We start from the raw sequence: 12,264 nt of genomic DNA, 5'->3' as shown, positions 1-12,264 counted from the left end.
GATGCTGCGCCAACCGCGACGTGTAAGGGCCACACCGCTTAGCGGCCGTGGCAGGCCACAACGTGCGTGGTGCTGCCTAGGCAGAAGCCCAGCTTTTCACAGGTCCGAAACACTGCACGGTTGGTCGCTTGCGTCGTCATCAGCACGTAGGAAGCATCGGTCTGGGCGGCGCGCCGGATGGCTTCGGCCACCAGCTTCAGGTGCCAGCCTCGGTTCTGCGGTCCCACAGCGGTAAGCAATACGCGCGATGTAGCGCTGCCCGGCACACCTTCCTCGGCCGGTGCATCACCAATGGCTAAAAATGAATCGACGGGAAGTCCAGCTTCGGCCGGCACCAGCACGGCATCGGCGTAGTTTCCCCTCACAGCGGCTTCAGCGTAGCGGGCCAGCATGGCATCCGCGCGGGCATCACCGAACCATGGGTCAGCATGAAACCGGTCGTAATCATTGCGCGCCGATGCCGATACCCGGCCGATAGCCTCGGCTTCTTCGGGTCGGGCGAAGCGCACGGCCTGCGGAGGCACCGGCAACGGGTCGGCCGTAGGCCGGTAGAAATTCAGTCGCGTTTCTACCAGTTGCCATCCGCCCGCCGTCAGGGCCTGGAGCAGGGCCGTGTCTTCGGCCGGCACCATTCCAAAGGCGTAATACGGTCCACGGCGTGCGAGTTCGACCCGAAGGCCAACTGCCGCCGCAGCCAAGTTGGCTGCGGATTCACGGTCAAACAACCCTGTAAACAACCGGTAGGTATCGGTGCCGAAAAACTGGGTATCCCACGGCAAATGCCGTAGCAGCCACTGCCCCGTGGCCGGCGCGGCCATGGGCAGCACCTGCTCGCCCGCATGGGCACCGAAACGCGCGGCCGTGCCGGTGCCGTAGCGTACCTGCTGCACCGCCACCGGAATATTTCGGAGGAAGCTGACCGGCGAATGCCATGCTAGCATATCCGCTCGGGCAGCAATTAGGCTGGGGTCGGGCGCGGTGGCTAGTTGCTCTGCCATATGCGCTTAAAGTCTTCGTACGACCGGATGTAGTCGGCTTCATGGTAGGGCGCCGAAGCAAATACCAACTGCACAGCCGAGTGCGAATATTGCATGGTATGCCAAGCATTCGGCGGCACGTACAGCCCCATATTAGGGTCTTCAAGTCGGAAAGATTCGAGGCGGCCATCAGCCAGCTCGGTGGTCACGATGATGCGGCCCGCCACAGCAATCAGCACCTGTTGGGTAGAGTGGTGCGCGTGTCGGCCGCGCACGATACTTTCAGGGGTATAGTATGTCCAGAAAATACGCTGTACTTCGAATGGCACCAGCTTTTGCTGTTCCGTCACAGAAATATAGCCAATTTCCGGAGCTCCTAGCTTTGGAAACTGAATTAGGTAGGGCTCGGTCATGCGCTACTTCACGTGCTCTTTGAAGTATTCCAGCGTGCGGCGCAGGCCTTCGGCGCGGTCCACTTTGGGCTCCCAGCCCAGAATTTCCTTGGCCTTGGTGATATCGGGCCGGCGCTTCATGGGGTCATTTTCGGGCAAGGCCTGGTATGTCGGCTTGAACTCAACGCCGGTGAGGCGGGCAATTTCTTCGCCGAACTCCTTGATGGTAATTTCCGACGGGTTGCCGATGTTCACGGGCAGGTGGTAGTCGCTGAGCAGCAAGCGGTAAATGCCTTCCACCAAGTCATCGACGTAGCAGAACGAGCGGGTTTGCGAGCCGTCACCGAATACGGTCAGGTTCTCGCCGCGCAGGGCCTGCGAGAGGAAAGCTGGCAGCACGCGGCCGTCGTCGAGGCGCATCCGGGGACCGTAGGTATTGAAGATGCGGATGATGCGCGTTTCGAGGCCATGGTGGTTGTGGTAGGCCATCGTAATGGCTTCCTGGAAACGCTTGGCCTCGTCGTAGCAGCCGCGCGGGCCCACGGGGTTCACGTTGCCAAAGTACTCCTCCACCTGCGGGTGAATTTCCGGGTCGCCGTAGACTTCCGACGTGCTGGCAATCAACATGCGGGCGCCTTTCACGCGGGCCAGGCCCAGCAGGTTGTGTGTGCCGAGCGAGCCCACTTTCAGGGTTTGAATCGGAATCTTGAGGTAGTCAATCGGCGAGGCTGGCGAAGCGAAGTGCAGGATGTAATCGAGCTTGCCGGGCACGAACACGAACTTGCTCACGTCGGCTTGGTGAAACTCGAAATCGGGCCGGCCGAACAGGTGCTCAATGTTCTGGAGCGAACCCGTAATCAGGTTGTCCATGGCAATGACGTGGTAGCCTTCTTTCAGGAACCGGTCGCAGAGGTGCGAGCCCAGAAACCCGGCGCCGCCGGTGATGAGGACGCGCTTTTTATCGTCGGGGGTATTGTTGGTCATATATTTTTCTTGTCATCCTGAACGCAGCGAAGGACCTTATCACGTTCGCGTCGCATGAGTGAATGGTCATCCTTTCAATAGCAGCCGTGATAAGGTCCTTCGCTGCGCTCAGGATGACAGATGATGTATTGTGGTTAGGCCTTTACCGGCTCCTGGTGGTCGGTTTTTACGCCGATGCAGTGGTAGGCAAAGCCCAGAGATTTCAGTTCGCTGGCTTCATAGATGTTGCGGCCATCGAAGATGACTTTCTGCTTCATGAGGCGGGCCACCACTTCAAAATTGGGCGAGCGGAAATCGGGCCATTCCGTCACCACCAGCAGCGCATCCGCGTCAATCAACGCGGCGAATTCGTCTTTGGCGTAGGTGATGCGGTCGCCCAGCGAGTGTTCAGCCTCCTTCATGGCCACGGGGTCGTAGGCCGTCACGGTGCAGCCAGCGGCCAGCAGCTTCTCGATGATGACCAGCGACGGCGCCTCGCGCATATCGTCGGTTTTGGGCTTGAACGAGAGGCCCCACACGGCAATTTTCAGGCCGCGCAGGTCGCCGCCGAAGTGGCGGCTTACTTTGTTGAACAGCACCGACTTCTGGTTGTCGTTCACGCTTTCCACGGCTTGGAGCACCTGCATCTGGTAGCCGTTTTCGGCGGCGGTTTTGATGAGGGCCTTCACGTCTTTGGGGAAGCAGGAGCCGCCGTAGCCAATGCCGGGGTAGATGAACTTGGTGCCGATGCGGGCGTCGGAGCCGATGCCCTGGCGCACCTTGTTCACGTCGGCGCCCATGATTTCGCACAGGTTGGCCACGTCGTTCATGAAGCTGATTTTGGTGGCCAGCATGGAGTTGGCCGCGTATTTCGTCATCTCGGCCGACGGAATGTCCATGAAGATGATGGGGTGGCCGTTGAGCAGGAAGGGCTTGTAGAGGCGGCGCATCACGTCCTCGGCGCGCTCCGACGACACGCCCACCACAATGCGGTCGGGCTTGAGGAAGTCGTCGATGGCGGCGCCCTCTTTCAGGAACTCGGGGTTGGACGCCACGTCGAACTCGATGTCGGCGCCGCGCTTGGCCAGGGCCTGCTCAATTTCGGCGCGCACCTTGGCGGCCGTGCCCACGGGCACCGTGCTCTTGGTCACGATGACGCCGTAGCTGTTCATGTTTTCGCCAATGCCGCGGGCCACGGCCAGCACATATTTCAGGTCGGCCGAGCCGTCTTCGCCGGGGGGCGTGCCCACGGCGATGAAGGCCACGTCGCAATCCTTGATGGCTTCGCCAAGGTTGGTGGAGAAGTGCAAGCGGCCCTTCTCTACGTTTCGCGTCACCATTTCTTCGAGGCCCGGCTCATAAATCGGCAAGATGCCCTGGTGCAGGTTGTCGATTTTCTTCTGGTCGATGTCGATGCACGTCACGTCAATGCCGACCTCAGCAAAGCACGTACCCGTCACCAAGCCCACGTAGCCAGTGCCTACAATTGCGATTTTCATATTTTTTGGAAATAGTAACCTCTGGTCTTAGCCGGTTTGGTGCAAGATGAATTAGCGGCAAATTTAGGTAATCATCGGTGACCGACCGGTAGCGCGCCGGCAAACAATCTATCGGGCGCATAGGCGCGTCCGCCTTTCGGCTCGGCGGCAGCACGCCGATGCCCGGCACAGCGCTACTCGCCAACTATCACAAAGTCAAAGGCATACTGCCGAAGCAAAGCTCGCTCTGCCCCGCTGTGTCCTTCAAACTGATAGGGCGCGTACTTTATGAAATAGGGCGTGGTGGCTACCACCCGCCCGGCCGGCAACGGCACCGGCCGGTAACAGGTCAGGGGGTAGAGGTAGGCAAAGTTTACCAGCCGGTACCGGGGCGTGGGCCGGGTGGGCCGGTTACGGATGGCCGGGCCGAACAGCCGGTAATTCAGTACGCTCGGCTCACAACCAGTGGTTTGAATGGCCGCAATTTGGCGGACGTCTAAAATTCCGTGCCGGTAGGCCACATCGCAGGGGTAGTCGACCTGGCGGTACGCCCGCACGAAATCGGCAAAGCTGACAACAGCCACAACCAAGCCCAGCCCCACCGTCCACCGGGCCAGCCGCGGCCGAGTTGTGATGGCTTGCAGCGCCACCAATGCCCCCAGGACCACGAACGGCGCGAAAAAGTGGAGAATGCGCCCGTAAAAAACCAGTTGGTGACCGAGCGCAACCAAGCAGGCATAGCCCAGCCACGCCGCAAATGCCCCTATCACCAGGCTCTGTAGCTCTATTGAAACCACCGAAATGTGGCCAGCCGAAGAGAAGCTGGCCCGCCCGCACCTTAGCAGTCCGGCGCCGAATAGCAGCAACAGCCCCGCGCCCAGCCACTTTTCCACCGCCCAATAATATTGCCCGATAAAGCTGAAGCCCTCGGCAAAGCTGCCTTGCAAAATAGTGCCGGCGATGTAGCGGCTGCTGGCAAAATAGGAAGTGCCCGCGGCCCGGGCAGACAGTTCTAAAAAAGCCAGCACGGCCAGAAAGCCAAGTAGCAGTCCGGCCACCGGCCAGAAGCGGTAAGGCTGCCGCAGTTCGGCCTGGGGGGAAAGCAGGCGAGCGGCACCCACCACCAACAGCAGCGCCGGCCCCATAAAATAGCCCGGGTACACGGCGTAGCTGATGCCGGCCAAGAATCCTACCAGCGCGTAGCGACGCAGCAGACGGTCCTTGGGAGCCGACAGCAACAGCCACAGTGCCCCCAGAAAGAAGAACAGGGCGTGGTCGTAGGGCAGCAAGTGCCGCAGATAGACGTTGGTGTTGACCAGGCTGGAATAGAGCGCTACGCCCAGCAAGGCCAGCCCCACTCCGAAAAAGCGCCGGTAAATTTTGTACAGCAGCAGCGCGTTGGCGCTGATGATTAGCACGTTGAACGCCTGTGGCGCTTGCAACGACGGCGGCGCATTGGGGTTTAGGCCTAAGCCAAGCAGCAGCGCGGCTTGCCCCAGCCCGGGAATGACGCGCCAGAGGCCGTCGCCTGGGCGGGCGCCCATCGAATGGATGGCTTGCAGGAACGCCAGCCCGTGGCCGGCGCACAGTTCGCGCAGGCCCAGCATGGCCGTGATGTAGCGGCGCTCATCAATAAAGGCCATAGTGCCCTTGCCCACCAGGCTCAGCCGCACCAGCGTGACCACCACGCCAACCAAAAGGGCCAGCCGTTGCGGCCGGCCCACTTGGTGCCACCAATGGCGCAAGCGCCAACGTGTATTCGCTGTCAAGAGCTTAAGCCATGTACTGCTTCCACCAGGTCTGGAACACGATGAGGCCCCAGATGCGGGCGTGCACGTCGCCCGGATTGCGCGAGAACAGTTGGGTTTTCAGGCCACGGATGGCGTCCACGTCGAAAATACCCTGGGCTTCGATGAAGTCGTCGCGCAGCAGGTCGTTTTCGATGAGGCCGCGCAGCTCGCCGCGCATCCACTTCAGCAGTGGCACTTCGAAGCCGTGCTTGGGCCGGTCGTAGAGCTCGGCCGGCAGTTCGGAACGAAAGGCGTCCTGCACGATACGCTTTTTCATCGTCGCGTCTACTTTGCTGGTGACGGGGATGGAAAAGGCGAAGTTCACCACCTTGTAATCGAGGAAGGGCGTGCGCACTTCCAGCGAGTTGGCCATGCTCATCAGGTCGACCTTGGTGAGCATGTCGTAGGGAAGCACCAGCGTCATGTCGGTGAGCAGCACCTCGTTGAGGTCGCCGTCGGCGTGCAGGTGTTCCAGAATGTCTTTGCGGCGCTTGGCGGCGGCTTTCTTGCCCACCTTGCGGCGGCTGTCGGCGCTGAGCAGGTTGCGCGCGTCGGTGGCCGAGGCGAAGCTGGCCCAGTCCCAGTACCGGTCTTTCACGCCGGCGGTCATGCCGCGCGCAAAGCGCTGGAGCTGGCGCACGCGGTTGCCGAAGAAGCCGTTGCGCGACTTGGGCAAGGCGTCCCACACGAAGCCGAGGGCCGTTACGGCTTCAGCCGCCACGCCGCCCTGCCGCACTTTGAACTCGCCCATGTGCTTGTTGTAGCCGCCAAACATCTCGTCGGCGCCGTCGCCGCTCAGGGCCACGGTCACCTTCTGGCGGGTGCGCTGGCTGAGGATGTACACGGCCAGGGCCGAGGAGTCGGCAAACGGCTCATCGAGGTACGACAGCATGTCGTGGATGTGCTCGTAGAGGTCGTCGTTGGTCAGCGAGAAAACCGTGTGGTTGGTCTTGTGGCGCTCGGCCACGAGGTTGGCGTACTTGGTTTCGTCGAAGAAGGGCTCGTCTTTGTAACCGATGCTGAACGTGTTCAGGTGCGGGGTGTGGCGGGCGGCCAGCGCGGTGATGACGCTGGAATCAATGCCGCCGCTGAGGAAGGCGCCCAGGGGCACGTCGGCCACGAGGCGGCGTTGCACAGCGCCGTCCATCAGCTCGACCAGCTTTTTCTGCTGCTGCTCGTAGCTGAGCTTGTTTTTGGCGACCTTCTTGGGGTCGTAGGGAATCTTGTACCAAGCCTTGCCGACTACTTTTCCGTCTTTAATATAGAGATAGTGGCCGGGCAGTAATTTCTTCACGCCCTTAAAAATGCTGGCCGGCCCGGGGATGTAGTTGAGCTGCAGGTACTGGCTCAGGGCCACGTAATCAAGCTTGCGGGGCACGCCTAGCGCCATCATTGATTTCATCTCCGAGGCGAAGAACAGCTTGTCTTCGTCGCGGTAAATGAGCAGGGGCTTCACGCCGAAACGGTCGCGGGCGATGAGCAGGGAGTTTTCCTCCTTGTCGTAGATGGCGAAGCCGAAGAAACCGTTGAGCTTCTTGATGAAGCTGCGGCCTTCGGTGATGTAGAGCTGGAGAATGACCTCCGTGTCGGTCTGGGAATGAAACTTGCAGCCGCGCTTGAGGAGCTTTTCACGCAGCTCGCGGTAGTTGAAAATCTCACCGTTGAACACAATGGTATAGCGGCCCGACTCGTCGGTCATCGGCTGGTTGCCGTCGGCCGAGAGGTCGAGGATGGCCAGGCGCCGGAAGCCCAGCCCGCACTGGTCGTAGATGAAGTGGCCCTCCGAGTCGGGGCCGCGGCGGATGATGGCGTCGGTTGACGCCTGCAGGTTGGCCAGCGACTGGCGACCCGTTTCGGTAAAGGCAAATAGTCCGGTGATTCCACACATAGTCGCGCGCAAAAGTACGACCCCGCAACCTAAAGCCCACCCCCGGGGTATTGTCTGAACCACGGATTCGGCGGATTTATCGGATTTCGCTGATTTTGTGAGCGGCGCGGCTTCCGGTGTTTGGGTTTGAATAAAGCCCGAAACACCAGTCGCTTGCGGACGCCACGCTTCTTCTTGCCATCATTTCTTCATTTCATCCCACCCCATCATCATGGACCTTAATGCCCAATTTCAGGCCGCGGCCGATAAAGTAAACAACCTGCCCGGCGACCAAGCCGCCAAGCACATGACCGAGTTCTACGGCCTTTACAAGCAGGCCACCGAGGGCGACGTGAACATGCAGCCCGGCGAAGTGGACCCCAACGCCGCCGACAAGGCCAGCGGCCCCGCCGGCCTCTCGCAGGCCCAATGGGATTCGTGGAACCAGTTCAAGGGCGTATCGGAAGACGAAGCCAAGCGCCGCTACGTGGCCAAAGCCAACGAAATAACTGGCCAGGATAATACTGCCACCGAAGCCAGCCAAGTACCCACCGATGGTCAGACCGGCGCTCCTACCGGCTCCACCGATTCAGACACTGAGAATACCACCACGGCCCGCCAGCCCGACCACGGCCCCGGCCAGCAAACGGCCGGCGGCCTGCGCGGCGACATCACGGCTGGCGCGCCGTATGGCGGCGAGGACAAGCTGAAAGGCGCGCAGGAGTAGCCTCGCTTGGTTATAAAAACCTGATAAAAGCCGGCTCCGTCAGGGGCCGGCTTTTTTTATTGAACACAATGTTGTGCGCCAAGCCGCTGGTTGGGCAGGCGGGTAGCAGTATCATTGCCAATTGCCTTTCGGGCTGCCCCACTCCTACTCTATTCGTGTTGATGAATCGTCGTCTTTTCCTGCATCAGGGCACGCGCGCTGCCCTCACAGCCACGCTGCTGCCCGCAGCCGCAGCCTGCCAATCGGCTACCGATAAAAAAATGACCCGGGAGGCCGCTGAAGTGGCGGGCCCGCCAACGGCTGGCGCCCCGGCCGACGAACCCTTCGCCCTGCACGAAACCACCGTGGACGACTTGCAGGACCGCATGGCCAAAGGCAGCGAAACCGCCCGCAGCCTCTGCGAAAAGTACCTGGCCCGCATCAAGGCCCTGAACGAGGCCGGGCCGATGCTGCGCGCCGTCATCGAGACCAATCCCGACGCGCTGGCCATTGCCGACGGCCTAGACAAGGAGCGCAAGGCCGGCAAGCTGCGCGGGCCGCTGCACGGCATTCCGGTGCTTATCAAGGACAACATTGACAGCGGCGACCAGATGATGACCACAGCCGGCGCTTCGGCCCTTATTGGGAACAAAGCCAGGCAGGACGCTTTTATTGTTCAGAAGCTGCGGGCGGCCGGGGCCGTGTTGCTGGGCAAAACCAATCTGAGTGAGTGGGCCAATTTCCGCTCCTCGCATTCCGTGAGCGGCTGGAGCAGCCGCGGTCGCCAGAGCCGCAACCCGTATGCGCTCGACCGCAGCACCAGCGGCAGCAGCTCCGGCTCGGGCGCGGCGGTGGCGGCAAACCTGTGCGCCATCGCCATCGGGACGGAGACGGACGGCTCGGTGGTGTCACCTTCTTCCTGTAACGGACTCGTGGGGCTCAAGCCCACGGTGGGGCTGCTAAGCCGCAGCGGCATCATCCCCATTTCGAGCACGCAGGACACGGCCGGCCCCATGACGCGCACCGTGCGCGACGCGGCGCTGCTGCTGGCCGCCATCCAAGGTCCCGACCCCGCCGACCCGGCCCGGCTGCCCATTCCGGCCGGCACGCCTACTGATTATGCATCGTTTCTGGAAGTGGATGCTTTAAAAGGCCAGCGGCTGGGGGTTGAGAAATCGCACCTGAACGGGCCGCCTAAAGTAGCTGCGCTATTGCGCGGCGCGTTGGCCGCGCTTAAAGCCCAGGGCGCTGAGGTGGTTGAAATCGAGTTAAACAAGTTGGTAAATCCCCTGGGTGAGGCGGAATTTGATGTGCTGCTCTACGAGTTCAAAGACGGTGTGAACAAGTATCTGGCCGGCGCCGGGGCCAACGTGAAAAATCTGGCAGACGTTATTGCCTACAACAAAGCCCACGCCGCCGAGACCATGCCCATCTTTGAGCAGGAAACACTTATCCGGGCCGAGGCCACCGACGGGCTGGGCAATGCCAAGTACAAGGCTGCCGTGCAAAAAACTGTAACAGGCGCCCGCCAGGCCATTGATTCATTGATGAAAGCCAATCAGCTCGCGGCTATCATCGGCGTGACGACCGGACCGGCCTGGTGCATCGATTGGGCTAATGGGGACTATTCGACGGGCGTGGACTTCTCCTCCCCCGCCGCCATGGCCGGCTACCCGCACCTCACCGTGCCCATGGGGCCGGTGCTGGGGCTGCCAGTGGGTTTGTCGTTTGTGGGCGGGGCGTACCAAGAAGGCCGTCTGCTGGGGCTGGGCTATGCCTATGAGCAGGCCACGCACAAGCGGGAGGCGCCGAAGTTTCTGACCACGGTGGCTGTATAGCACGGGTACCCCGAAGCTCCTGCTTCGGCTCGCGTTGTAGTCGTTCAACGTGTACCGAAGCGGAAGCTTCAAGGTACTCGTGCTAAAAAATCTTGCCCGGGTTCAAAATCCCGTGCGGGTCGAACACCTGCTTGATGCCGCGCATCAGGTTCAGGTTGGCCTCTTTCAGCGCAATGCCGATGTAGCCTTTCTGCACCAGGCCGATGCCGTGCTCACCGGAAATGGTGCCGCCGAGCTTGACGCAGAGCTCGAAGATTTCTGTGATGGGCTGGCGCAGGCCCACGTTCCACATCTCGTCGGAGAGTTCGCCGCGGATGATGTTGACGTGCAGGTTGCCGTCGCCGGCGTGGCCATAGCACACGCTCTTGAAACCGTAGCGGGCCCCTATTTCCTTCACGCCTTTGAGCAGCGTGGGCAGCTCGGCGCGGGGCACCACGGTGTCTTCTTCCTTATAGACCGAGTTGTAGCGCACCGAATTGCCGATGTTGCGGCGAATGCGCCAGAGGTCATCCTTCTGCCCTGCCGTATCGGCCAGCAGGATTTCGCCCACGTCGTAGCTTTCCAGCACGCCGTACACTTGCTCGGCTTCCTTATACAGCTCGTCCAAATCCTGGCCGTCGAGCTCGATGAGCAGGTGGGCCTTGATGTCTTCGGGCAGTGTGAGCGGAATTTTGAGGTAATCAGACGACCAGGCAATGGCCTCGCGCTCCATAAATTCCATGCCCGAGGGAATGATGCCGGCCCGAAACACGGCCGACACCGCGTCGGCAGCCTCCTCTTCTTTGCGGAAGGGCACCAGCATCAGAATATTCTGCTTGGGGAAGGGCAGCAGGCGGAACACCACTTGGGTGATGATGCCCAGCGTGCCCTCCGAGCCCACCAGGAGCTGGGTAAGGTTATATCCGGTAGAGTTTTTGAGGGTGTTGGCGGCCGTCCAGATGATGTCGCCGGTAGGCAGCACCACTTGCAGGTTCAGCACGTAGTCTTTGGTGGTGCCATATTTCACGGCCTTGGGGCCGCCGCTGCTGTGGGCCAGGTTGCCGCCCAGCGAGCAGCTGCCCTTGCTGGCCGGGTCGGGCGGGTAAAACAGGCCTACCTCTTTCACGGCGTTCTGAAACACCTCGTTGATGACGCCCGGCTCCACGGTGGCTTGCAGGTTGCGCTCGTCGATTTCGATAATCCGGTTCAGCCGCTCGGTGCTCAGCACCACGCCGTGGTGGATGGGCAGGGCACCGCCGCTGAGGCCGGTACCGGCGCCGCGGGGCGTCACGGGCAGGCGGTTTTCGTGGCAGAGACGCATAATCCGGCCGATTTCCTCGGCCGAGCCGGGGCGCAGCACCACGTCGGGCGCGAAGTGGAAGTCTTCGGTGTGGTCGCGGCCGTAGTCGGCGTAAGCATCGGCGGTGGCGGCGGCTTCGGCGCGCTGGGCCGTGAGCACGTGCGCGGGCCCGACGATGGCTTCGAAGGCAACCAATAATTCGGGGGTGAGGGCGTTGAAGGTCATGAGCGGTTAAACGGAACAGGCCGCGCAAACTATCTTTGCGGCCAATGAGGAGGGCGACAACGAAGATACTACCGGTGCTGCTGCTGACTTTGCTGGGCCTGGCCAGCTGCCACCGCAAGCTCAACTACCGCGACGGTCAATACCGCTCGGCCCGCGAAATGGTGCGGCTGAAAAAGGGCGGCCGCGCGGCCCCCACCCGCCCCGGCAATAAAGTGAAAGCGGTGGGCGTCAGCCCCAGCGGCGCCAAAACCAAAGTAGTGGTGAAGCGCCCGGCCCGCGCCGGCAGCGCCACCGGCACGCTGGCCTCGGTCATCGAAGCGGCCCGCTCCTACCAGGGCACCCCCTACCTCTACGGCGGCACCACGCGCCTGGGCCTCGACTGCTCCGGGCTGCTGCAGCTGGCGTTTGGCGAAGCCGGGGTGAGCATCCCGCGCTCGTCCAACGAACAAGCCGTGTGGGGCGAACCGGTGAAGACAACCGACCTGCGGCCCGGCGATTTAATTTTTTTCGGAGCCGCACCCGGCAGCCGCACCATCACGCACGTGGGCCTGGTGACGGTGGCCGACGAAGAAGGCGTCGATTTCATCCACGCGTCCACCTCGTTAGGGGTGGTGGAAAACAGCCTGGAATCGGATTATTACCTCAGCCGCTTTATTCGGGCGGTTCGGCCGCATTTGTAATATTCCGCCGTTACCTTTGTGGTCGTAATGGTCCGGTGTGCCTCATCGGAAGAATGGTAAAACTTGCGT

Annotated in this window: 10 protein-coding genes; 3 read left to right on the top strand and 7 right to left on the bottom strand. The window is 61.5% G+C overall.

The window, feature by feature from the left end; translation table 11 throughout:
- Window positions 1-38: 38 nt before the first annotated feature.
- From MTP16_RS11905 to asnB, 6 genes are all read right to left on the bottom strand, one after another.
- On the bottom strand, window positions 39-941 hold the full coding sequence (locus MTP16_RS11905) for a GNAT family protein (protein ID WP_243508731.1): 903 nt from the start codon (window positions 939-941) through the stop codon (window positions 39-41).
- Window positions 942-982: 41 nt separating this feature from the next.
- Window positions 983-1,390 (bottom strand): sugar 3,4-ketoisomerase, encoded by a 408-nt coding sequence (locus MTP16_RS11900; protein ID WP_243508730.1) that lies wholly within the window; start codon window positions 1,388-1,390, stop codon window positions 983-985.
- Window positions 1,391-1,393: 3 nt separating this feature from the next.
- Complete coding sequence (locus MTP16_RS11895; protein WP_243508728.1) at window positions 1,394-2,353, bottom strand: UDP-glucuronic acid decarboxylase family protein; 960 nt, start codon at window positions 2,351-2,353, stop codon at window positions 1,394-1,396.
- Between the two features lie 134 nt (window positions 2,354-2,487).
- Window positions 2,488-3,831: a UDP-glucose dehydrogenase family protein gene (locus tag MTP16_RS11890; RefSeq protein ID WP_243508726.1), complete on the bottom strand. Its 1,344-nt coding sequence runs from the start codon at window positions 3,829-3,831 to the stop codon at window positions 2,488-2,490.
- Between the two features lie 173 nt (window positions 3,832-4,004).
- Window positions 4,005-5,555 carry an ArnT family glycosyltransferase gene (locus tag MTP16_RS11885; protein WP_243508722.1) on the bottom strand — a complete coding sequence of 517 codons (1,551 nt, stop codon included), beginning with the start codon at window positions 5,553-5,555 and terminating at the stop codon, window positions 4,005-4,007.
- A 28-nt stretch (window positions 5,556-5,583) separates the two neighbouring features.
- The gene (gene asnB / locus MTP16_RS11880) at window positions 5,584-7,488 is read right to left on the bottom strand and encodes an asparagine synthase (glutamine-hydrolyzing) (RefSeq protein ID WP_243508719.1); all 1,905 of its coding nucleotides are present in this window, start codon (window positions 7,486-7,488) and stop codon (window positions 5,584-5,586) included.
- A 211-nt stretch (window positions 7,489-7,699) separates the two neighbouring features.
- Between asnB and MTP16_RS11875 the strand changes: the two genes are divergently transcribed.
- Entirely contained in the window at window positions 7,700-8,194 is a 495-nt protein-coding gene (locus tag MTP16_RS11875) for an acyl-CoA-binding protein (protein WP_243508716.1), read from the top strand.
- A 161-nt stretch (window positions 8,195-8,355) separates the two neighbouring features.
- Complete coding sequence (locus MTP16_RS11870) at window positions 8,356-10,011, top strand: amidase (protein WP_243508712.1); 1,656 nt, start codon at window positions 8,356-8,358, stop codon at window positions 10,009-10,011.
- Between the two features lie 82 nt (window positions 10,012-10,093).
- Here the strand turns inward: MTP16_RS11870 and MTP16_RS11865 are convergent, their stop codons facing one another.
- Window positions 10,094-11,515 (bottom strand): FAD-binding oxidoreductase, encoded by a 1,422-nt coding sequence (locus MTP16_RS11865; protein WP_243508708.1) that lies wholly within the window; start codon window positions 11,513-11,515, stop codon window positions 10,094-10,096.
- A 74-nt stretch (window positions 11,516-11,589) separates the two neighbouring features.
- Between MTP16_RS11865 and MTP16_RS11860 the strand changes: the two genes are divergently transcribed.
- Window positions 11,590-12,195 carry a C40 family peptidase gene (locus tag MTP16_RS11860; RefSeq protein WP_243508705.1) on the top strand — a complete coding sequence of 202 codons (606 nt, stop codon included), beginning with the start codon at window positions 11,590-11,592 and terminating at the stop codon, window positions 12,193-12,195.
- The last annotated feature ends 69 nt before the right edge of the window (window positions 12,196-12,264 follow it).

Origin of the sequence: Hymenobacter monticola (assembly GCF_022811645.1) — a bacterium.
Classification (GTDB): domain Bacteria; phylum Bacteroidota; class Bacteroidia; order Cytophagales; family Hymenobacteraceae; genus Hymenobacter; species Hymenobacter monticola.
Note: the sequence above shows the minus strand (reverse complement) of the source record. Positions and strands in the feature narration are given on the sequence as shown.

Excerpts from the sequence above, each read along its gene's own strand:
- MTP16_RS11905 (WP_243508731.1), bottom strand. The coding sequence starts at position 941 with ATGCTAGCATGGCATTCGCCGGTCAGCTTCCTCCGAAATATTCCGGTG.
- MTP16_RS11900 (WP_243508730.1), bottom strand. The coding sequence starts at position 1,390 with ATGACCGAGCCCTACCTAATTCAGTTTCCAAAGCTAGGAGCTCCGGAA.
- MTP16_RS11895 (WP_243508728.1), bottom strand. The coding sequence starts at position 2,353 with ATGACCAACAATACCCCCGACGATAAAAAGCGCGTCCTCATCACCGGC.
- MTP16_RS11890 (WP_243508726.1), bottom strand. The coding sequence starts at position 3,831 with ATGAAAATCGCAATTGTAGGCACTGGCTACGTGGGCTTGGTGACGGGT.
- asnB (WP_243508719.1), bottom strand. The coding sequence starts at position 7,488 with ATGTGTGGAATCACCGGACTATTTGCCTTTACCGAAACGGGTCGCCAG.
- MTP16_RS11875 (WP_243508716.1), top strand. The coding sequence starts at position 7,700 with ATGGACCTTAATGCCCAATTTCAGGCCGCGGCCGATAAAGTAAACAAC.
- MTP16_RS11870 (WP_243508712.1), top strand. The coding sequence starts at position 8,356 with ATGAATCGTCGTCTTTTCCTGCATCAGGGCACGCGCGCTGCCCTCACA.
- MTP16_RS11865 (WP_243508708.1), bottom strand. The coding sequence starts at position 11,515 with ATGACCTTCAACGCCCTCACCCCCGAATTATTGGTTGCCTTCGAAGCC.